Origin of the sequence: Bradyrhizobium sp. BRP23, assembly GCF_020194135.1 — a bacterium.
GTDB classification, from domain to species: Bacteria; Pseudomonadota; Alphaproteobacteria; order Rhizobiales; family Xanthobacteraceae; genus Bradyrhizobium; species Bradyrhizobium yuanmingense.
The window spans coordinates 675,792-698,760 of sequence record NZ_JADYVW010000003.1 but is presented as its reverse complement, the minus strand read 5'-3'; the positions used below and the strand labels follow the sequence as shown (position 1 = coordinate 698,760).

Here is a 22,969-nt window from a genome sequence, read left to right as displayed (position 1 = left end):
CATGGCTGACACGGCAAAGCCGAGCTTACGCGATCTGGATCCCCAGCAGATGAGAAAGCTCGTCGCGCTGGCCAGGGATCGCGGCCGGAGTGCCGACAGGAGTGGCGCCAGTGCCATTCCGGTGGTGGCGCGGAGCGGATCGTTGGAAATGTCCTTTGCGCAGCAGCGGCTCTGGCTGCTGACGCAGCTCGATGGTACGAATTCCAGCTATCACATTCGCGGAGCATTGCGGCTTACGGGCGAGCTCGATCTCGAAGCCTTGCGTCGCAGCATCGACCGTGTGTTCGCGCGCCACGAAGCCCTGCGCAGCGTCTTTCGCGTAGTGGACGAACAGCCGCGCGTGGTGCTGCTGCCCACGGATGCGCGTGTGCCGCTGCTCGAGCATGATCTGAGTAGCCGGGACGATCGCGAGCAGGAGCTGGCGCGCCTCTGCCGCGAGGAGGCCGCGACGCCGTTCGATCTCGCCGCAGGACCGTTGGTCCGCGGTCGCCTGATCCGGATGGCGGAGGGAGAGCATCTCTTCTTGCTCACCCAGCATCACATCGTCTCCGATGGCTGGTCGATCGGCGTGCTCATGCGCGAGCTCGGCGCTCTCTACCGGGCATTCGCCGCCGGCAAGGACGATCCTCTGCCGCCATTGGCAATCCAGTATCCGGACTATGCCGTCTGGCAGCGGCAATGGCTGTCGGGCGAACGCTTGCAGCGGCAGGTCGACTATTGGCGAGAAGCACTCGCGGACGCTCCTGCCGTGCTTGAATTGCCGACGGATCGGCCGCGTCCGCCAATCAGGTCGCTCGCCGGGGCGTCCCTGCCGATCGAGATCGATGTGGAGCTGGCCTCCGGCATCAGGCGACTGAGTCAGTCGCATGGCGCCAGTGCTTTCATGACGGTGCTGGCGGCCTGGGCAGTGGTGTTGTCGAGACTCTCCTCGCAGACCGATATCGTCATCGGGACTCCGACGGCCAACCGAAATAGGCCGGAGATCGAGGGCCTGATCGGATTCTTCGTCAACATGCTGGCTCTCCGCGTTGATCTCTCGGCGGAGCCCAGCGTGGCCGAACTGCTCCGCCGCGTGCGCGCGGCGGCGCTCGCGGCGCAGGATCATCAGGACCTACCGTTCGAGCAGGTCGTCGAGATCGTCCAACCGCTGCGACGGCCGGAGCAGACACCGGTCTTCCAGGCCGTGTTCGCCTGGCAAAACAACGAGAGGGGGCCTCTCGAGTTGCCCGGCCTCAAAGCCGAGGTCGCTGATATTCCGCTGCAACAGGTCAAGTTCGATCTCGAGCTCAATCTCGGCGAGATGGACGGGCGCATTGTCGGCTCCCTGAATTATGCGACGTCGCTATTCGACGAAGCGACGATCACGCGCCATCGGGGCTATCTGTTGACCGTGCTGCGGGCGATGATCTCCGATGCGGACCAGGAGGTCGACCGGATCGATATCATTGGTGCCGATGAGCGCAGGCGCGTTCTCGACACTTGGAACGAGACGGCCACGCCGTTTCCCTCCGAAAGCTGCATTCAAGATCTGTTTGCGGAGCAGGTGAGAAGGGCGCCGGACGCCATTGCGCTGGCATACGAGGACGTTCGTCTGAGCTATAGCGAGCTCGATGCGCGGGCGAACAGGCTTGCGCGGCACTTGATCACGTTGGGAGTGGTGCCGGATCAGCCCGTTGCGATCTGCCTGCCGCGGGGCATCGCAATGGTGGTGAGCCTGCTGGCCGTGCTGAAGGCGGGCGGCGCCTATCTGCCGCTCGATCCCGCTTATCCTGCGGAGCGGCTACGTCAGATTGTCGACGATGCCAGGCCGCGCCTGCTGATCGCAGACGCCACAGGACGCGCGATCATTCCAGATGGGACCTGCGAGATGGTCGACCCCGACGTAGACGCAGGGCTGGCGACGTCGGATCCGAGTGTTCTCCTCGAAGGCCTGACTGCGCGAAGCCTCGCCTACATCATCTACACGTCCGGCTCGACCGGTCGGCCGAAGGGGGTGATGGTCGAGCACCGTGGCCTGGTGAATTTGGCGTTGGCGCAGCGGGCATTGTTCAACATCAATTCGAGCAGTCGCGTCGTGCAGTTTGCCTCGCTCAGTTTCGATGCCAGCATCTGGGAAATCGTCATGGCCCTGTGCTCGGGCGCCGCGCTGTTTCTGGCCGGCACGCGCGAGCATCAGGACACCGCGGCATTGTTCGGCTATCTCGCGGACAATGCGATCACGCATGCGACCTTGCCGCCGGCGATGCTGCACGGGCGGACCGATCTCGAACGGCTCGCCTCGTTGCGGGTTCTCGTTCTTGCCGGTGAATTGCCCAGGGCCGAGCTGGTCAAGGGATTGCCTCCTGATATGGCCGTCTTCAACGGTTATGGGCCGACGGAAGCAACGGTCTGCGCCACGAGCTGGTTGCGGCATCGGGGCTTTGATGGCGACGCGGCTCCGATCGGTCGACCGCTGCCGAATGCGCGGATCTATCTCCTGGACCGGTTCGGTGCGCCCGTTCCGCTCGGTGCGGTCGGTGAAATCCATATCGGAGGGGTCGGCATCGCGCGCGGTTATCTCAATCGCGCCGATCTGACGGCGGAACGCTTCGTGCGCGATCCCTTCTGCGGCGATGCGGATGCACGCATGTACCGCACCGGCGATCTCGGCCGCTATCTCCCGGACGGCAATATTGCGTTTCTCGGCCGCAACGACCACCAGGTCAAGATCCGTGGCTTTCGTATCGAGCTCGCTGAAATCGAGTTTCGGCTCAACGAGCACGCCGACGTTGCCGATTCAATCGTGCTGGTGCAGCGCAATCATGGCGGCGACATGCGGCTGGTCGCCTATGTGGCCGCTAGGGGGGGCGTAAGGCGCGATGGCGGAGAGCTTGCCAGCGCGTTGCGCGATCACCTGCGTGCGTGTCTGCCGGACTACATGGTGCCGTCAGCGTTCGTAAGTCTCGATGCACTCCCGCTCACGCCGAATGGCAAGGTGGACCGCAAGGCGCTGCCGGCGCCGGAGAACGATGCATATGCGCGGCGCCGTTTCGAACCGCCGCGAGGCGAGGTCGAGCAGATTGTCGCAAATATCTGGGCCGAGCTCTTGGGCGTCGATCGGATCGGACGCAGTGACCACTTCTTCGAGCTCGGCGGCCACTCGCTGCTCGCAGTGCGCATGCTGGAGCGATTGCAGCGGCATGCGCTGAGGGCGGATGCGCGCATGCTGTTCGCGAAGCCGGTGCTGGCGGAATTTGCCGCCAGCCTCGATGGCGGCGTAGAGGCCGACGTTCCGGTCAATCAGATCACCCGGCAGACGACGGCGATCACACCGGAATTGTTGCCGCTGATCACGTTGACGCAATCCGACATCGACAGCATCGTGGCCGACGTTCCTGGCGGCGTCGCCAACATCCAGGATGTCTACGGCCTCTCGCCACTTCAGGATGGCATTCTCTTCCACCACCTGCTGTCGAAGGAAGGCGATCCCTATCTGCTGGTCGGCCGAATGGCATTTGCCAGCCGCAACCTGCTCGATCGCTATCTCGACGCGGTCCGGCAGGTGGTCGCCCGTCACGACATTCTGCGAACGTCTATCGTGTGGAGCGGACTGTCCACGCCGGCACAGGTGGTTTGGCGGCAGGCGTCCTTGGTCGTCGACGAGGTCGTGCTGGATGGCGAAGGCCCTGGGGATGAGCAGCTCGCGCGACGATTCGATCCGCGTTTGCATCGGATCGATCTCGGACGGCCGCCGCTTTTGCGATTTGCGGTCGCGGCCGATCCGGGTGGAGAGCGCTGGCTGCTTTTGGTCCTGCTGCATCATTTGATTGGCGACCACTCCACGCTCGAAGTGATGCACGACGAGGTCGGGAAGATCCTGTCCGGGCGGAGCCACGAATTGCCGCCGCCTTATCCGTTCCGGAATCTGGTGGCACAGGCGCGCGGATCGGCGGCGACCAAGGAGCATGAGCGCTTCTTCCGCGGCATGCTCGCCGACATCGACGAGCCCTCCACGCCGTTCGGCCTGGATCGGGTGCACGGCGATGGTGCCGGTATTGCCGAAACCCGGCTGATGCTGCCCGAGAGCTTGAACGCAAGGCTTCGTGTGCAGGCGCGGCGGTTGGGCGTCAGCCTGGCCAGCCTTTGCCATCTCGCCTGGGGGCAGGTGGTGGGGCGAACCAGTGGGCGCGAGCAGGTGGTGTTCGGGACCGTCCTGTTCGGCCGCATGCACGCCGGCGCGGGCGGCGATCGCACCATGGGCTTGTTCATCAACACCTTGCCGTTGCGGCTGGATCTTGGTGACGCTGCGGTCGAGGACAGCGTTCGTGATGCGCATCGCCGGCTGACCGAACTGATGGCACACGAGCACGCCTCCCTGGCGCTCGCGCAGCGATGCAGCGGCGTCACGGCACCTGCGCCTCTGTTCAGCGCGGTCCTGAACTATCGGCACAATGCAATGCCGGCGGATCTGGCTGCCAACAGGGAGAGCACCGGCATCGAATGGCTCGGGGGCGAGGAACGCACCAATTATCCCCTGATGCTGGCGGTCGAGGATTATGGCCAGGCGCTTGGCCTGACCGCCCAGATCGTCCATCCGTTCTCGGCCGATCGCATTTGCGCCATGATGCAGCAGGCACTCGATCAACTGGCCGATGCGCTGGATCGCGCGCCGCGTGCGCCGGTCCGGCAGCTCGACATTTTGCCCCCCGACGAGCGGCAGCTGTTGCTGGAGACGTGGAACCGGACGCAGGCGCATGATCGGCGACAGTCGTTGATCGAGCAATTTGAGGCACAGGTCCGGAAGTCACCTGAGGCGATCGCGCTGGTGTTCGGCGAGGCGGAGCTGAGCTATGCTGCGCTGAATGCACGCGCCAACCGGCTGGCGCGGCGCTTGCGCGATCGCGGCGTCGGGACCGAGATCGTGATCGCGCTGGCGCTCGAGCGCAGCGTCGAGATGCTGGTCGCGCTGTTGGCGGTGCTGAAGGCCGGCGGGGCCTATTTGCCGCTCGATCCGGATTACCCGCCGGAGCGGCTGGCGCACATGCTGGGCGACAGCGGCGCGGCGCTGGTGCTGACGCAGACGGAGTTGCGCGATCCGTTCGCCGCCGTGCTGGCGGAGACCGGCGCCGAGGCCTGGATGCTCGACGCTGCGGACGGCGAGGGCGGCGATGCCGCCAATCTCGATGTCACCGTTCACGCCGAGAGCCTCGCCTATGTGATCTACACCTCGGGCTCGACCGGCCTGCCCAAGGGCGTGATGGTCCGTCATGACGCGGTGACGAACTTCCTGGCGACCATGGCGGAGCAGCCCGGCATGACGGCCGCCGACCGGGTGCTTGGCCTGACCTCGCTGTCCTTTGACATCGCAGTGCTTGAGCTCTGGCTGCCGCTGACGATCGGCGCCTGCGTCGTGCTGGCAGATCGCGCGGCCGCGCATGATCCTGCCAAGCTCAAGGCGATCGTGGAGCGGCATGGCGTGTCCCTGATCCAGGCAACGCCGTCGACCTGGCGGATGCTGCTCGATCATGACGGCCCTGCGCTGCCGGCGAGCTGCCGGGTGCTGTGCGGCGGCGAGGCGCTGCCGCCGGATCTGGCGCGGCGGCTGGTGGCCCAGGCCGGCGAGGCCTGGAACCTGTACGGCCCGACCGAGACCACGGTGTGGTCGGCGCGCCATCGGCTCGATGCGATGGACGATCGTCCGCTGCTGGGCCGCCCGATCGGCAACACCACGCTTTACGTTCTCGACGGTGACCTCAACCTCGCGCCGGTCGGCGTCGCCGGCGAGCTCTATATCGGCGGGAGCGGGCTCGCCCGCGGCTATTGGCAGCGCGGCGGCCTGACGGCGGAGCGCTTCATCCCTGATCCGTTCGGTCCGCCGGGGGCGCGGCTGTACCGCACCGGCGACGTCGCGCGGTGGCGATCCGACGGCGTGCTCGATTATGTCGGCCGTGCCGATTACCAGGTGAAGATCCGCGGCTTCCGCATCGAGCTCGGCGAGATCGAGGCGCGGCTGCAGGCGCAGCCGGGCGTCCGCGCGGCCGTGGTCGTGGCGCGCGAGGCCGGCACCGGCCGCCAGCTGGTCGGCTATGTCAGTGGCGAAGCGCTGGATGGCGCGGCGCTCAAAACAGCGCTGTCCCCGGTGCTGCCCGACTACATGGTCCCGGCGCGGATCGTGGTGCTGGAGCGTCTGCCGCTGACGCCGAACGGCAAGATCGACCGCAAGGCCTTGCCGGCGCCGGATCAGCTCGCGGCGTCCGCCCAGCATGTGGCGCCGCGCACGCCGGCGGAGGCTGCATTGGCCGCGATCTGGGCCGATCTGCTGCGCCAGCCCAATATCGGTGTCACCGACAATTTCTTCGAGCTCGGCGGCGATTCCTTGATCGCGGTCCAGCTCGTCAGCCGCATCAAGCGCGATCTCGGCCACGACCTGCCGCTCAATCGTCTGTTTGAATTGACGACCGTTGAAACCATGGCTGCTGCGCTGGGCCTGGAGAGCGAGATCGACAAGCGAAGCGACGACATCGTAGCGATGCTCGACCTGTTGAAGGAAGTCGAACTGTCCCATGAGTGACACGGCAACCACGCAAAAGCAGCAGCTGCGCGACATTTCACGGCGCTTGATGCGTCTCGATTCCGGCAAGCAGCACGCGTTCGTGTCGCAGCTCGCGGCGAAGGGCGTCAACCTCGCCATGCTGCCGATCGTGCGCCAGGGGCGAAAGCGGGCGCCGCTGTCCTTTGCGCAAGCGCGCCTCTGGTTCCTGTGGCGGATGGATCCGTCCAGCGCGGCCTACAACATATCAGCGACGGTGCGCGCGCGCGGCCAGCTGCAACCACGCGCATTGCAACAGGCGTTCGATATGCTTGTCGCCCGCCACAGCGCGCTTCGCACCGTCTTTCGGCAGGAAGGGGAGCAGGCCGAACAAGTCATCCAGGTTCCGCAGCCGGCCGCATTGCGGCACCTGGCCCTCGATGGCGACGACCGCGAACGGCAGGCGCGCGAGCTTGCGCGGCAGGAGGCTTCGCTGCCGTTCGATCTCGAGGCCGGCCCGCTTATGCGCGCGACGCTGCTGACGCTGGACGAGGGCGATCACTTCCTCGTCGTCAGCCTGCACCATATCGTGGCCGACGGCTGGTCGATGGGCGTGCTGGTTGACGAGTTCTGGAAACTGTACGCGGCATTCGCTTGCGGTGAAGAACCGGCGCTGCCGGAGCCGGAGATTGACTATGCCGACTACGCCGAATGGCAGCGGCTCTGGATGAGTGCGGTCGATGGCGAACGGCAGGTCGGCTACTGGACCAGGCGTCTCGCCGATCCGGCGGTGCTCCAGCTGCCGATCGACCGGCCGCGCCCGGCGGTCCCGGATCTGGCGGGATCGGCACATCGCATCCCGCTCGACCCGGCGCTAGCCGATGGCTTGCGCGGGCTCGCGCGGCGGCATCGCACGACCCTGTTCGCCGTCCTGCTGGCGAGCTTCAAGCTGCTGCTCTATCGCTACACCGGGCAGTCCGACATCAACATCGGCGTGCCCGTCGCCAACAGGCATCGCGGCGAAGCGCGCGGCGTGATCGGTCTGTTCGTCAATACCCAGGTGCTTCGCACGCAGATCGACGGCCGCGCGGCGATCGCGGACTTCATTGCGGCGGTTCATGCGGCCACTGTCGAGGCACAGGAAAACCAGGACCTGCCGTTCGAACGTCTGCTCGAAATCCTTCGGCCCACGCGCAGCCTGAGTCAGAATCCACTGTTCCAGGTCCTCTACAATCACCAGCGCCGTCGGGCGTCGGCTAGTCCATCGGATCGGACCGGTCTCCAGATCGAGACGATCGATACGGAGGTCGATGCCGTCAAGTTCGACCTCGCGCTCGATACCGAGGAGGGGCTATCAGGCGAAATCCGCGCCGTCTTTACCTATGCGGCGGCGCTGTTCGAGGCGGCGACGATCGAGCGTCTTGCCGCGCATTGGACCACGACCCTGAAGGCCATGGTCGCCGACGACGCGCAAGGGATCGCCGATGTGGCGTTGCTGTCCGAACAGGAACTGGGGCAGTTGCGGCAATGGAATCGCGCCGACGAAACGGCAAGCTCATCGTTCACACCGGTGCATCGGACGGTTGCACGGCTGGCCGCCGAAACGCCCGACGCGCCGGCGCTGGTCTTCGGTGACGATGAAATCAGCTATGCCGAGCTCAACCGCCGCGCCAATCGGCTCGCGCACCACCTGATCCGCCTCGGTGTCGGGCGCGACGACCTTGTCGGTGTCTCGGCACGGCGTTCGCCAGGCCTCATTACAGCGCTGCTCGCCATCTTGAAGACGGGTGCAGCCTATCTGCCGCTCGATCCCGAACATCCGGCGAGACGCCAGATCGGCACCCTGCGCGATGCCGGCGCGCGTGTCGTGCTGGTCGACGCAGATAGTTCGGCGTTAACGCCGCCGCCAGCTGGCGTTGTGGTCGTTCCGCTCGGTGCGATCGATCTCGCCAAGGAGAGCGAAAGCGATCCCGAGATCGCGGTGGTGCCAACCAGCCTTGCCTATGTGATCTACACCTCCGGCTCCACCGGCATCCCCAAGGGCGTCGCGGTCGAACACGGTCCGTTCGCCATGCACTGCGAGGTGACGGCCGGGCTCTACGACATGGATCGGCACTCGCGCGAGCTGCACTTCCTGTCCTTCACCTTCGATGGCGCCCATGAGCGGCTCTGGACCGCACTGACCTGCGGCGCGGCGCTCGTGATGCGGGATGCGGACCTGTGGTCCGCCGAACAGACTATCGAGGTTCTGCGCCGGCAGCGCGTCACCAATGCCGGATTCCCGCCCGCCTACCTGCAACAGCTCGCTGAGTTCGCGATGTGGCGTGGCGATCCGCCGCCAGTCGAGCTGTACTCGTTCGGCGGCGAGGCGATGCCAAAGGCCGGCTTCGACAAGGTCAAGCGCGCGCTCAAGCCGCGGGCATTGATCAACGGCTACGGGCCGACCGAAACCGTGGTCACGCCGCTGGTCTGGAAGGTCGATGCGAGCGAGGAGATCGACGGCAATTATGCCCCGATCGGTCGCCCGGTGGGCCGCCGCTCGGCCTACATCCTGGACAATGATTTCAACATCGTCCCGGTCGGCGTGACCGGTGAACTGTTCATCGGCGGCGAGGGCTTGGCGCGCGGTTACTGGCAGCGCGCCGAGCTGACGGCCGACCGCTTCGTCCCTGATCCGTTTGGCGCGCCGGGCGCGCGGCTGTATCGCACCGGCGATCTGGCGCGGTGGCGCGCCGATGGCGTCATCGAATATGTGGGCCGGACCGATCATCAGGTGAAGATCCGCGGCTTCCGGATCGAGCTCGGCGAGATCGAGGCATGGCTGATGCGGCAGGCCGGCGTGCGGTCGGCCGTGGTCGTTGCCCTTGAAGCCAGCGTCAGCCGTCAGCTGGTCGGCTATGTCGCCGGCGATGGGCCGTTCGACGAAGCGGCGATGCGTGCGGCGCTCTCGGATGAGCTGCCCGACTACATGGTGCCGGCCCGCATCGTGCGATTGGACCGGCTGCCGCTCACCGCGCACGGCAAGGTCGATCGCGACGCCCTGCCGGCGCCCGAGATGCCGGCCGCAACCACCGCGCATGTCGCGCCGCGCTCCGCGGCCGAGACGGTGCTCGCTGCGATCTGGGCCGAGCTGCTCGGCCAGCCCGCCATCGGCGCCACCGACAATTTCTTCGAGCTCGGCGGCGATTCCATCATCTCGCTGCAGCTGGTCGGTCGCGCGCGCCAGGCGGGCCTGCTGATCGAGCCGCGTGACGTCTTCCGGCATCAGACCTTGCAGGATCTGGCGCGCGTGGCGCGGAGTGAAGACAAAGCGGAGATCGTCGCCGCTGAGATCGATCTCGACGGCCGCGAGCACCTGCTGCTGCCGATCCAGTTGCGGTTCCTCAGTGAGGATGCAGGGGACCGTCATCACTGGAATCAGGCCGTCCTGCTGATGCCGAAGTCGCGGCTCGACTGGAAGCTCGTCGAGCTCACGCTTGCCGCTCTTGTCGCGCATCATGCGGCCCTGCGCCTGCGCTTCGAGGAGATTGATGGCGGTTGGCGCGCGACCTACGGCGCTACACCGCCAACGTCCGAGCTGCTGTGGATTCTTGGTGACCTCCAGGATGCCGCCGCAGTCACGAAGGTCGCCTCACAAGCTCAGGCCAGCCTGTCGCTGGCCGGGCCGCTGTTGCGTGTGGTCGGCATGGATCTCGCGGACGGCAGTCAGCGGCTTCTGGTGGTGGTGCATCATCTCGTCATCGACGGCGTGTCATGGCGTGTGCTGCTCGAAGACTTTGCGACGGCGTACGATCAGCTCCGTCAGGGCGCGGCTTCAGTCGCGCTGGCGAGGAGCGACTCTTATGCATCCTGGGGCGCGCGATTGCAGACCTATGCTGCGACCGACGAGCTGGCAGCCGAGCTCGACTATTGGCTGGAGCGGGGATCGCATGCGGCGTTTCCCTGCGATGACGATCATGGCGGGGTCGACCGGGTTGCAGACGGCGAGGAGGTCCTGCTGGCGTTCGACGCCGGATTGACCACGCGGCTGCTGAAGGAAGCCCCGTCCGCCTACCGCACCCAGGTCAATGATCTCCTGCTGGCGGCACTTGCGCGAGCCGTGTCGCGCTGGGGCGGGATCGAGGACGTCGTCGTCGAGCTCGAAGGCCATGGCCGCGAGGACGTCTTTGCGGGCGCCGATGTGTCCCGCACCATCGGCTGGTTCACCACTGCTTTTCCGGTGCGGCTGTCGGGTAGCTCCGAGGAAGATGCCTCTCTCATCAAATCCATCAAGGAGGAGCTTCGGGCCGTTCCCAACCGCGGGCTGGGGTACGGCATCCTGCGCCATCTCGGCACCGAGGCGCAGCGGAGCGCCCTGGCGACACGCCCTGAGCCGCGCATCGTCTTCAACTATCTCGGCCAGTTCGATTCCAGCATGGGAGAGAGTGCCCCGTTCCGCCTCGCGCCCGAGAGCTCGGGGCCGATGCGCAGCGAAAGCGCGCCACTCGGCCGCTGGGTCAGCATCAACGGTCAGGTCGGCGAAGGACAGTTGCGCCTGTCGTTCAGCTATGGCCGCAGACGTTACCGGCGCGCAACGATCGAACGTCTCGCCGAGCATTACGCGGCTTCCTTGCGCGAACTCGTCGCGCATTGCACGGGCGGCGCCCGCGGCATCACGCCGTCGGACTTCGCCTTGTCGAACCTCAAGCAGGCTGATCTCGACGCGCTGGTCGCGACGATCGACTGCCGCGAGATCGAGGACATCTATCCGCTGTCGCCCATGCAGCAGGGCATGCTGTTCCATGCCCTTCGTGATGGCGAGAGCGGCAATTACGTCAACCAGATCGGCCTGGAGGTCCGTGGTCTCGAGGCCGGCAGGCTGCGCGCAGCCTGGCACGAGATCAGCTCGCGCCACGCCGTGTTGCGAACCGGATTTGCGTGGCGCGAGCTGTCGGGGGCCGCGCAGCAGGTGGTCTATCGCTCTGCGCCTTTGCCATTCGAGGAAGAAGACTGGCGCTCGCGGGCGGCCGCCATGGAAGAGGAGGAGCTCCGGGTTGCGCTCGCGGGTATTGCGCAAGCCGAACGCGCCAGGGCATTCGACCTGTCGCAAGCGCCATTGCAGCGGGTCCGGCTGATCCGGCTCGACGAGGCACGCCACTGGCTGATCTGGACCCACCACCATATCCTGCTCGACGGCTGGAGCGCCGCGCGTCTCATGGCTGAGATCCTGCAGCACGAACGCGGTGCGCGACTATCGGCCGTGAAGGGCCGCTACCGCGACTACATCGCGTGGCTGCAAAGGCAGGACCGCGACGCGTCCGCGTCGTTCTGGCGATCGGCCTTGGCCGAATTGGACGAGCCCAGCTTCCTAGCGGACACGCTGGGAGGACCTGCGGCCAACGGTGCTTCCGGCCATGGCTCGTCGGACCTGCTGCTCACGGCCGACCTGACGGCAAGCCTGCAAGCCTTTGCGCGGCGCGAGCGCGTCACGCTGAACACGCTGGTGCAAGGCGCTTGGGCGCAGCTGTTGCGCCGCCACACCGGTCAGCGCGCGGTCTGTTTCGGTGCGACGGTCTCGGGCCGGCCGGCGGAGATCAGCGGGGCCGAGGAGATGGTCGGCCTGTTCATCAACACGCTGCCCGTCGTCGATCAGGCAAGCCCGCAAACCGAGATCGGAGCGTGGCTGCGCGATCTCCAGGCGCGCAACACGGATCTGCGCGATCACGGCTGGATGCCGCTGTACGAAATCCAGCGTCTTGCCGGCCGTTCCGGACGCGCGTTGTTCGACAACATCCTCGTGTTCGAGAACTATCCGGTCGATCAGGCGCTGCGGGGCGAGAGCGAAAGCGGACGCCGGTTCGGCCGGGTCGAGCAGGTCTCGATCACCAACTATGCGCTGACGGTGGCGGTCTTCGCCAAGCCCGACGGCATCAATCTGGGCTTTCGCTACGATCGCAGCCGCCTCGACCACGATCATATCAGATATCTGCAAGCCTCGCTGTCGCAACTGCTGGCCAGGATCGTGGCGGACGCCTCGCGGCCGCTGGGCGCGCTGGACAGCCTCGATGCCGATGAGGAGCAGAGATTGCTCGGCTGGGGCGGCAGCGCCGAGCGGGCACCGAAGCTTGGCGACACTATCGTCGCGCAGATCGAAGCCCGGGCCGCGGCTTCGCCATCGTCGATCGCGTTGATCTTCAGTGAACGGCAGATCAGCTATGGCGAGCTGAACGCGCGTGCCAATCGCCTGGCATGGCGGTTGCGGGAGCACGGGATCAGTCGCGACCGGCTGGCCGGCTTGGCGCTCGAGCGCAGCATCGAGCTGATCGTCGGCGTCCTGGCCGTGCTGAAGGCCGGAGGCGCCTATCTGCCGCTCGATCCCGACTACCCGTCCGATCGCCTGCTCCACATGCTGCGTGATAGCGGAACGGCGCTGGTGCTGACCCAGGAGCGGCTGCTTCCGCATCTGGCGTCTGTGATCACGGATGCGGACGTCGAGGCCTGGACAATCGACGGCGAGGCTGAAGCTCGGATCGAAGCCCATGCCGGCAATCCCGGTGCGGCGCTTCATCCGGACAGCCTGGCTTATGTGATGCACACATCAGGCTCGACCGGCGTGCCCAAGGGCGTGGCCTGCTCGCATCGCGCGCTGGCGGCGCGGCTTGACTGGATGCAGGCGGAGTATCGTCTCGATCCTGCCGAGACCTTGCTGCACAAGACCCCGTTCAGCTTCGACGTCTCGGTTTGGGAGATATTGTGGCCGCTCGCAACCGGCGCGCGGCTCGTGATCGCGGCTCCAGGCGCGCATCGCGAGCCGCGACTCCTGGTGGACGCCGTCATCGCCCATGACGTGACGACGCTGCACTTCGTGCCGCAGATGCTCGAGCATTTCGTGGCCGAGCCCGGCGCGGCGCGCTGCACCTCGATCAAGCGCCTGTTTGCTGGCGGCGAGGCGCTGTCGCTCGATCTCATGACGCGTGTACGTGCGGCGTTCCCCCACGTGCGATTCGACAATCGCTACGGTCCGACCGAGGCTCTCATCAACGCCACGTATTGGACTTGTCGCGACGAGGATGGGACGAGCGTGCCGATCGGCCAGCCCATTCCCGGCGTGACGATCCGCATCCTCGACGCCGATCTGAACATGGTTCCGGCAGGCGTGACTGGCGAGTTGTTCATCGGCGGGGCCGGTTTGGCGAGGGGCTATTGGCGGCGCGAGAAGCTGACGGCGGAGCGCTTCATTCCCGATCCCTTCGGGGAGCAAGGCGAGCGGCTCTATCGGTCGGGAGACCTGGCGCGCTGGCGCGCCGATGGCGCGATCGACTATGTCGGACGCGCGGATCACCAGGTCAAGATCCGCGGCTTCCGCATCGAGCTCGGCGAGATCGAGGCGCGGCTGCTCGAGCAGCCCGGCGTTCGCTCCGCCGTGGTGGTGGCGCGAGAGGTCGGCGCCGGCCGGCAGCTCGTTGGCTACGTTAGCGGCACGGCGGAGTTGGAAGAGGCTGCGCTGCGGACAGCGCTGTCGGCCGTCCTGCCGGATTACATGGTGCCGCCGAGAATTGCCGTGCTGGAGCGGCTGCCCTTGATGCCGAGCGGCAAGGTTGATCGCCAGGCGCTGCCGGCGCCCGACATGGCCCATGGCCATGCGGATCATCAGGCGCCACGCACGCCTGCGGAGATGGCTTTTGCGGCGATCTGGGCCGAGCTGCTCGGCCGGCCGGCCGTCGGCCTCACCGACAATTTCTTCGAGCTCGGGGGCGATTCCATCATCTCGCTCCAGATGGTGAGCCGCGCCCGGCGCGCCGGATACCTGATCGAACCGCGTGACGTGTTTCAGCACCAGACCTTGGAGGCTTTGGCGCTTGCAGCGCGTTCGCAACAGCGCGCGGGCACGCTCGCCGACCAAGGGCAGGTCACCGGCCCGCATCCGCTCTTGCCGATTCAATCCCGCTTCTTTGCGGAGGACATGGAGAACCGGGATCATTGGAACCAGGCGGTGCTGTTGCAGCCGAGAGAGCGTCTCGACTGGAACGTGATGCGGCGCGCACTCGCCGCCGTGGTCGATCATCATGATGCACTGCGCCTCCACTTCGAGGAGAGGCAAGGGAACTGGTGTGCCGAGCACGGCGCTGCTGTGGGCGCGGAGGACCTGCTCTGGGTCCGGCAGGCGGCCGGCCGCGATGCCGTGACGGCGCTGGCATCGTCGGCGCAGGCGAGCCTGTCCATCTCCGAGGGCAGGCTTTTGCGAGCGATCGGCATCGATGTCGCCGACGGCAGCCAGCGTTTCCTGATCGTGATCCACCATCTCGTGGTCGACGGGATGTCATGGCGCATTCTGCTGGAGGACGTCGCGTCCGCTTACAGGCAGCTTGCGAAGGGTGACGCCGCGGCCGCGCTTCCGCCCAAGACTCATGCTCACGCGCTGTGGGGTCAGCGCTTGCGGGCTTACGCGACCTCGCCAGAACTGGCGACGGAGTTACCCTACTGGACCAGCCGCTGTGCAAATGCGGACGTTCCCTGCGACGAGGACCACGCGGGCAACGATCGCATCGCCGATGCCGATGAGGTCCTGCTGTCATTCGAAAGTGAATGGACGCGGCGCCTGCTGACGGATGCGCCGTCGGCTTATCGTACGCAGATCAATGATCTCCTTCTTGCCGGCCTTGCACGCGCCGTCTGGCAGTGGAGTGGGCAGGACGACGTTCTCGTCGAGCTGGAGGGGCATGGCCGCGAGCCTCTCGCTGGCGATCTCGATCTCTCGCGCACGGTCGGCTGGTTTACGACGGCCTTTCCCGTGCGGTTGGCCGGTGGCTCGGAAGTTCCTTCGTCATTGATCAAGACCGTGAAGGAGGAGCTTCGCGGCGTTCCCGGCCGCGGACTGGGCTACGGCGTATTGCGCTATCTTGGCTCCGAAGAACAACGTTTGGCGCTATCGCATGCCGGCGAGCCGAAGATTGCGTTCAACTATCTCGGCCAGATCGACGGAGGCGATGAGGCGGCGCTGTTCAAGATGGCAGCGGAAAGCGCGGGCCGATCGCGGGATGCATCGAGCCCGCTGCGACGCTGGCTGACCGTGAACGGCACGGTGCGCGATGGTCGGTTGTTTCTATCGTTCGGGTTCGGCCGCAAGCGCTATCGGCGCGAGACGGTCGAGCGGTTGGCTGCGTTGTACGAGGCTGCGTTGCGCGAGCTGGTCGATCACTGCACCGGCGGCGCTTGCGGTCTGACACCATCGGACGTGGCGTTGTCGGGGCTGGGTCAGACCGAACTCGACAGGCTTGCGCTTGATTGGCGCGAGATCGAGGACATCTATCCATTGTCGCCGATGCAGCAAGGCATGTTGTTCCATGCGATGCATGACGGCGAGAGCGGGCTCTACGTCAACCAGGTCGCGGCGGAGATCCGTGGGCTGGACGCCGGAAAGCTGCGCCGCGCCTGGCAGGCAGCCAGCGATCGTCACGCGGTGCTGCGGACGGGATTTATTTGGCGTGACCTGTCCGGCGCGCCGCAACAGGTCGTCTATCGACGGGCCGAAGTGCCCTTTATCGAGGATGACTGGCGAGCACGGAGTGCGACCTGGGACCAGGCGCAACTGGATGCGGCGCTGGCCGACGTTTCGCGGCAGGAGCAGGCCGCCGGCTTTGACCTGTCGCGGCCGCCCTTGCAGCGCGTTCGGTTGATCCGGCTCGGCAACGACAGGCATTGGCTGATCTGGACGCATCACCACATCCTGCTCGACGGATGGAGCTCGGCGCGTCTGATCGCCGAGGTGATGCAGCATAATGGCGAGGGACGTCTGCCGGCGCTGCATCACCGTTATCGCGACTACATCGCGTGGCTGAAGGCTCGCGACAGCCACGCCTCGGCGGCGTTCTGGCGCAATGCGACGGCAGAACTTGACGAGCCGGGTTTCCTGGCTGACCGGTCGGGCGCGCAATCGTCAGGCCACGGCACCCTCGCGCTGGAGCTGGATGCGGCTCTGACCGGACGCTTGCAGGAATTCGCGGCGCGCGAGCGGATCACGATGAACACGCTGGTGCAGGCGGCATGGGCGCAGTTGCTGCGACAGCATACCGGGCAGGGCACGGTCTGCTTCGGTGTCACCGTGTCGGGCAGACCGCCGGAGCTCGCCGGCGCCGAAGAGATGGTCGGCCTGTTCATCAACACATTGCCGGTCATCGACGGTGTCAGCCCGCAGCAGACCGTTGGATCATGGCTGCACGAGTTGCAGGATCGCAATCTGGCCCTGCGCGAATTCGGCGCGACGCCGCTCTATGAAATCCAGCGGCTGGCAGGGCGCCCCGGACGGCCGCTATTCGACAGCATCCTGGTGTTCGAGAATTACCCGGTCGACCGCGCGCTAATCGGACAGAACCGGCAGATCCAGGTCGGCGAAACCCGGATCGTCGAGACCAGCAATTATCCTTTGTTCGCCAGCATCGGCGTCGATGAGCGCCTGCGCCTCGTCTTCAACTATCAGCGCAAATATTTCGACGAGGCCCAGATCGCACGGCTGCAGCGAACCTTTGTGCGGCTGATCGAGGCGCTGGCCATCGATGCCGATCGACCGGTCGGCATGATCGCAGCCCGCGACGCCGCGGATGACGTCCTGCTTGCACGGGCGAACGATACGCGCCGGGATGAACCGCGCGAGGGGATCATTGCGCAGTTCGAGGCACAGGTCCGGAAGTCGCCGCAGGCGATCGCGCTGGTGTTCGGCGAGGCGGAGCTGAGCTATGCCGCGCTGAATGCACGCGCCAACCGGCTGGCGCGGCGATTGCGCGATCGCGGCGTCGGGACCGAGATCGTGGTCGGGCTGGCGCTCGAGCGCAGCGTCGAGATGCTGGTCGCGCTGTTGGCGGTGCTGAAGGCCGGCGGGGCCTATTTGCCGCTCGATCCGGATTACCCACCGGAGCGGCTGGCGCACATGCTGGGCGACAGCGGCGCGGCGCTGGTGCTGACGCAACAGGGATTGCACGATCAGTTCGCAGACATACTGGCGGAGACCGGCGCAGAAGCCTGGCTCGTTGATGGACAGGACGGCGAGGGCAGCGATGCCGCCAATCTCGATGTCGCCGTTCACGGTGAGAGCCTCGCCTATGTGATCTACACTTCGGGCTCGACCGGTCTGCCCAAGGGCGTGATGGTTCGCCATGATGCCGTGACCAATTTCCTGGCGACCATGGCGGAGCAGCCCGGCATGACGGCCGCCGACCGGGTGCTTGGCCTGACCTCGCTGTCCTTTGACATCGCAGTGCTTGAGCTCTGGCTGCCGCTGACGATCGGCGCCTGCGTGGTGCTGGCGGATCGCGCGGCCGCGCATGATCCTGCCAAGCTCAAGGCGATCGTGGAGCGGCATGGCGTCTCCCTGATCCAGGCAACGCCGTCGACCTGGCGCATGCTGCTCGATCATGATGGCCCTGCGCTGCCGGCGAGCTGCCGGGTGCTGTGCGGCGGCGAGGCGCTGCCGCCGGATCTGGCGCGGCGGCTGGTGGCGCAAGCCGGCGAAGTCTGGAACCTGTACGGTCCGACCGAGACCACGGTGTGGTCGGCGCGCCATCGGCTCGATGCGATGGACGCTCGTCCGCTGCTCGGCCGCCCGATCGGCAACACCACGCTTTACGTTCTCGACGGTGACCTCAACCTCGCGCCAGTCGGCGTCGCCGGCGAGCTCTATATCGGCGGGAGCGGGCTCGCCCGCGGCTATTGGCAGCGCGGCGGCCTGACGGCGGAGCGCTTCATCCCCGATCCGTTCGGTCCGCCGGGCGCACGGCTGTACCGCACCGGCGACGTGGCGCGGTGGCGGTCCGACGGCGTGCTCGATTATGTCGGCCGTGCCGATTACCAGGTGAAGATCCGCGGCTTCCGCATCGAGCTCGGCGAGATCGAGGCACGGCTGCAGGCGCAGCCGGGCGTTCGCGCCGCCGTCGTGGTGGCGCGCGAGGCCGGCACCGGCCGCCAGCTGGTCGGCTATGTCAGCGGCGAAGCGCTGGATGGGGCGGCGCTCAAAACGGCGCTGTCCCCGGTGCTGCCCGACTACATGGTCCCGGCGCGGATCGTGGTGCTGGAGCGTCTGCCGCTGACGCCGAACGGCAAGATCGACCGCAAGGCATTGCCGGCGCCGGATCAGCTCGCGCCGTCCGCCCAGCATGTGGCGCCGCGCTCGCCGGTGGAGGTCACATTGGCCGCGATCTGGGCCGATCTGCTGCGCCAGCCCAACATCGGCGTCACTGATAATTTTTTCGAGCTCGGTGGTGATTCCATCATCTCGCTGCAGATGGTGAGCCGCGCGCGGCGCGAAGGCGTGCTCATCGAGCCGCGCGACGTGTTCCGGCATCAAACCATCGAGGCGCTGATTGCGTCGTCCCGAGATGTCGAGCCCGATAAGGAAGACCCCGCATCGGAGCGTGGCTCGCTGGCGGGACTCTCCAGTGAGCAGCTCGAACGGCTCGGTCTGGACTGGAGCCGCGTCGAGGACGTCTATCCGCTGTCGCCGATGCAGCAGGGCATGCTGTTTCACAGCCTGCGCGATGCCGGCAGCGGCGTTTATGTCAACCAGGTCAGTGTCGAGATCCGGGGCCTCGACCCGGAACGGCTTGGCACAGCGTGGCGTGAGGTGAGCGCGCGTCATCAGATGCTGCGGACCGGTTTTCTCTGGCGCGAGCTCTCCGGCTCTCCGCTGCAAGCCGTCTATCGCGACGCCATCGTGCCGTTCGCACAGGAGGACTGGCGAGGGCAGGCGATCAGTGAAGAAAGAATTGCGGCGGCCCTTGCCGATGAGCGCGCCGCCGAGTTCGATCTCCAGAGGCCGCCGCTCCAGCGGGTGCGGCTGTTGCGCCTCCAGGACGACCTGTATCGGCTGATCTGGACCTATCATCACATCCTGATGGACGGCTGGAGCTCGGCAAGGTTCGTCGGAGAAGTCCTGGAGTGTTACTACGGCGGCAGGCCTGCGGCGAATGCGACGCGCTACCGCGACTATATCGCCTGGCTGCAGGCGCAGGACGCCAAGGCTGCCGAAGCCTTCTGGCGCGAGCAACTCCGGAGTTTCGATCAGCCGACGCAGCTCGCCGATGCCTTCGGCGCGCGCCGCCATCAGGCGTCCGGCCACGATCGTTGTTACACGCGTCTCGGAGAGGCCGCGACCGCCGAGCTGAAGGCGTTCGCGCGCCGCGAACGGATCACGCTGAACACGATCGTCCAGGGCGTGTGGGCGCTGCTGCTGCAACGCTATACGGGCCAGAACACCGTGACGTTCGGCGTAACGGTGGCCGGTCGTCCGGCCGGTCTCGACGGATCGCAGCAGATGCTCGGGCTCTTCATCAACACGCTGCCCGTGATTGAAACGCTTCCGCCTGCTGGCGCCATCGGAGAATGGCTCCGCGCACTGCAGGACCGCAATTCGGCGATCCGGGACTTCGAGCACACGCCGCTCTATGACATCCAGGGCTGGGCCGGCCGCGCCGGTCAGACCATGTTCGACAGCATCATCGTCTTCGAGAACTATCCGATCGAACGCAGCATGCACCACGGTGCAGGCGCGTTGCAGTTTAGCGGTCTGAAGAATGTCGACGTGACGAACTATCCGATGGACCTCTCGGTGCTGGTCGAAGACACGCTCCAGGTCGAATACACCTATATGCCGAGTCATTTCACCGCAGGGCAGGCGGCGCAGATCAAGGTGCAGTTCGAGCACTTGCTGGCGGAGCTGACGCGGGATGCCACGGTTCCGCTCGGCAGCATCGATCCCATGACGGAGCTCGACACCGTCCTTGCGGATCGTTGCAATCGGCATGCGACGCCGAGCGCTCCTTTGCCGCTGGTGCATGAGGCGATCAGCAGCCATGCGCGGCGTCATCCGGAGCGCACGGCGCTGACCATCGGCGGCTCGGTGCTCACGTTCGGAGACCTCGAGCGCAGGGCCAACCGTCTGGCGCATCACCTGATCGCCCGGGGGCTCAAGCCCGAGCAGCGCGTCGGCGTGGTGGTCGAGCGAACCGGCGTCACGATGATCGCGCTGCTGGCCGTGCTCAAAGCGGGCGGAGCCTACGTTCCACTCGATCCCGAGCTGCCATCCGAACGGCGCGCGTTCGTCATGAGTGATGCCGCGATCGCGTTCCTGTTGGCGGGACGGCTCGATTTCGATGGCAGCCCGGATGGCGTTGAAACAATCTCGCTGCTCACGTTCGAGTTCGACGCGGGACCGGACCATCCGCCGCAGCCCGAACTGCATCCGGAAAACCTTGCCTATTTGATCTACACCTCGGGCTCGACGGGGACGCCAAAGGGCGTCGCTGTCGCCCACGGACCGCTGGCGATGCACTGTCGCGTCACGGGCAGCCTCTACGAGATCGACGAAAGCTCCTGCGAGCTGCATTTCCTATCGCTGGCCTTCGACGGCGCTCATGAGCGCTGGCTCACAGTTCTGTCGCATGGCGCACGGCTGTTGATGCGTGACGCCGAATTGTGGACGCCGGAACAGACCGTCGAGAACCTGCACGCCCATCGCGTCAGCCATATCGGATTGCCGCCGGCCTACCTCCAGCAGGTCGCCGATTGCGTCGAGCAGAGCGGCAATCCACCGCCGGTCAAGCTCTACTCGTTCGGCGGCGAGGCGATGCCGAAGGCGGGCTTCGACAAGGTCAGGCGCGTTCTCAAGCCACGCATTCTGATCAATGGTTATGGTCCGACCGAAACCGTCGTCACGCCGCTGGTCTGGAAAGTCGATGGCGCGTCGGAATGCGACACGCCCTACGCGCCGATCGGCGTGCCGGTCGGAGATCGCCGTGCCTACATTCTCGATGCCGCGCTCGACATTATTCCCGCCGGCGTCGCCGGCGAGCTTTATCTCGGCGGCTTTGGGCTGGCACGGTGCTATCACGGCAAGGCCGGTATGACCGCAGAGCGCTTCGTGCCTGACCCATTCTCGTCGGCCCCGGGAGCGCGGCTGTACCGCACCGGCGATCTGGCGCGGTGGCGCGAGGACGGCACCGTCGAATATCTCGGCCGCAGCGATGACCAGGTCAAGGTCAACGGTTTCCGGATCGAGCTCGGAGAGATCCAGACCTCACTGCTCCGTCACGAGGCAATCGCGCAGGCCGCGGTGGTGGCGTTGCCGGGTGCAGCCGGAAATCAGCTCATTGCCTATGTCGCGCCGAAGGCGGCAGATGACGCCGCGCCTGATGCGGCCGAGACGCTGGTCGAGCGCTTGACCGGTTTCCTGAAGCTCGTCCTGCCGGCCTATATGGTGCCGGCTCGGATCGTGGTGCTGGAGCGGTTGCCGACATTGTCGAGCGGCAAGATCGACCGGCGTGCATTGCCGGCTCCCGATGCGTCGATGCGGAGCTTCGTCCCCCCGCGAACCCCGGCAGAGATTGCAATGGCGCGCCTGTGGTCCGAGATCCTGGAGGTGCCGCAGGTCGGCGTCACCGACAATTTCTTCGAGCTTGGCGGCAATTCAATCCTGTGCCTCAAGGTCGTGGCGCGGGTCCGTCAGGACAAGACGTTCGGGATCGAGATCAAGCTGCGCGATCTGCTTCAGAAGCCGACGATCCGCGCCTTGCTCGCCGGCAGCGCCACCGCGGCGTCCGCCGTCGCACCCGCGCCATCGGCGCTGCTGCCGCTGAATGCCGCGGTTCGCGGCGTGAACCCGGTCTTCGCTGTGCATGGGGGCTTCGGCACAGTGTTCGACTACGGGCCGCTGGCGCGCCGCCTCGAAGGGCACCGGCAGCTGATCGGGCTGCAATCGAGAATGCTGGTCGATCCCTCGTGGACCGACGCCTCCCTCGAAGCCATGGCCGTGGACTACGCGGCCGAGATCAGGCGGATGCAGCCGCGCGGTCCCTATAGCCTGGTCGGCTGGTCCTTGGGAGGACTGCTGGTCGGTCTCGTCGCGGCCGAGCTCGAACGCGGCGGTGAGCGCGTCGATCGTCTCGCGCTGGTCGACAGCTTCGTGCCGCGGCAGCCGGACGGACCGAACCGGCAGGAGTCGATGGCACACTGGGCCGACGATCTCGCAGGATTGCTGTCCGCGGTTCTTCCGAGCGCTGCGGCCTCTCGCATCAAGGCGCAGGTCGAGGCAGCGAAACGCGCTGATTTGCCGGAGACGCCGGAGCGCATCCGCGATCTGGTCGCCTCTGTTGTGGAGCAGAGCAGGAGCGTGAGAGCGAACGACGCCTCGCTCGGCGCCGATGATTTGTCCGCTGCATTCGCAGTCGGACGGCACCTCAACAGGCTGGCGCAGAACACAGCGCTGCCGCGGGGCCTCGAAGCCACGCCGCTCTGCTGGTGGACGTCGACCCGTCTGGCACAGCGTGATCGGCTGGAATTGCAGTTCCCGAAAGCGGTCGATCGCGGCTTCGTCGGCGACAACCATTTCACGATCCTGAGGGATGCCGGCCTGCTCGGTGAGATCTGCGGTCTGCTCGTGCCGGCGGAGGCGTCGACGATCGCGCAGGATACGGTCCCGGAGCCAGCGGAGTAAGT

At 66.3% G+C, this 22,969-nt stretch carries 2 protein-coding genes; both read left to right on the top strand.

Features of this window, described 5'->3' with window-relative positions; all coding sequences use genetic code 11:
• Position 1: 1 nt before the first annotated feature.
• Entirely contained in the window at positions 2-6,550 is a 6,549-nt protein-coding gene (locus I6F24_RS11380; protein WP_225149429.1) for a non-ribosomal peptide synthetase, read from the top strand.
• Complete coding sequence (locus I6F24_RS11375) at positions 6,543-22,967, top strand: non-ribosomal peptide synthase/polyketide synthase (RefSeq protein WP_225149430.1); 16,425 nt, start codon at positions 6,543-6,545, stop codon at positions 22,965-22,967. Before I6F24_RS11380 ends, I6F24_RS11375 begins: the two co-directional genes overlap by 8 nt.
• The last annotated feature ends 2 nt before the right edge of the window (positions 22,968-22,969 follow it).

Bases quoted from the DNA above. Each gene is read 5' to 3' on its own strand.
- I6F24_RS11380 (WP_225149429.1), top strand. From the start codon at position 2: ATGGCTGACACGGCAAAGCCGAGCTTACGCGATCTGGATCCCCAGCAG.
- I6F24_RS11375 (WP_225149430.1), top strand. From the start codon at position 6,543: ATGAGTGACACGGCAACCACGCAAAAGCAGCAGCTGCGCGACATTTCA.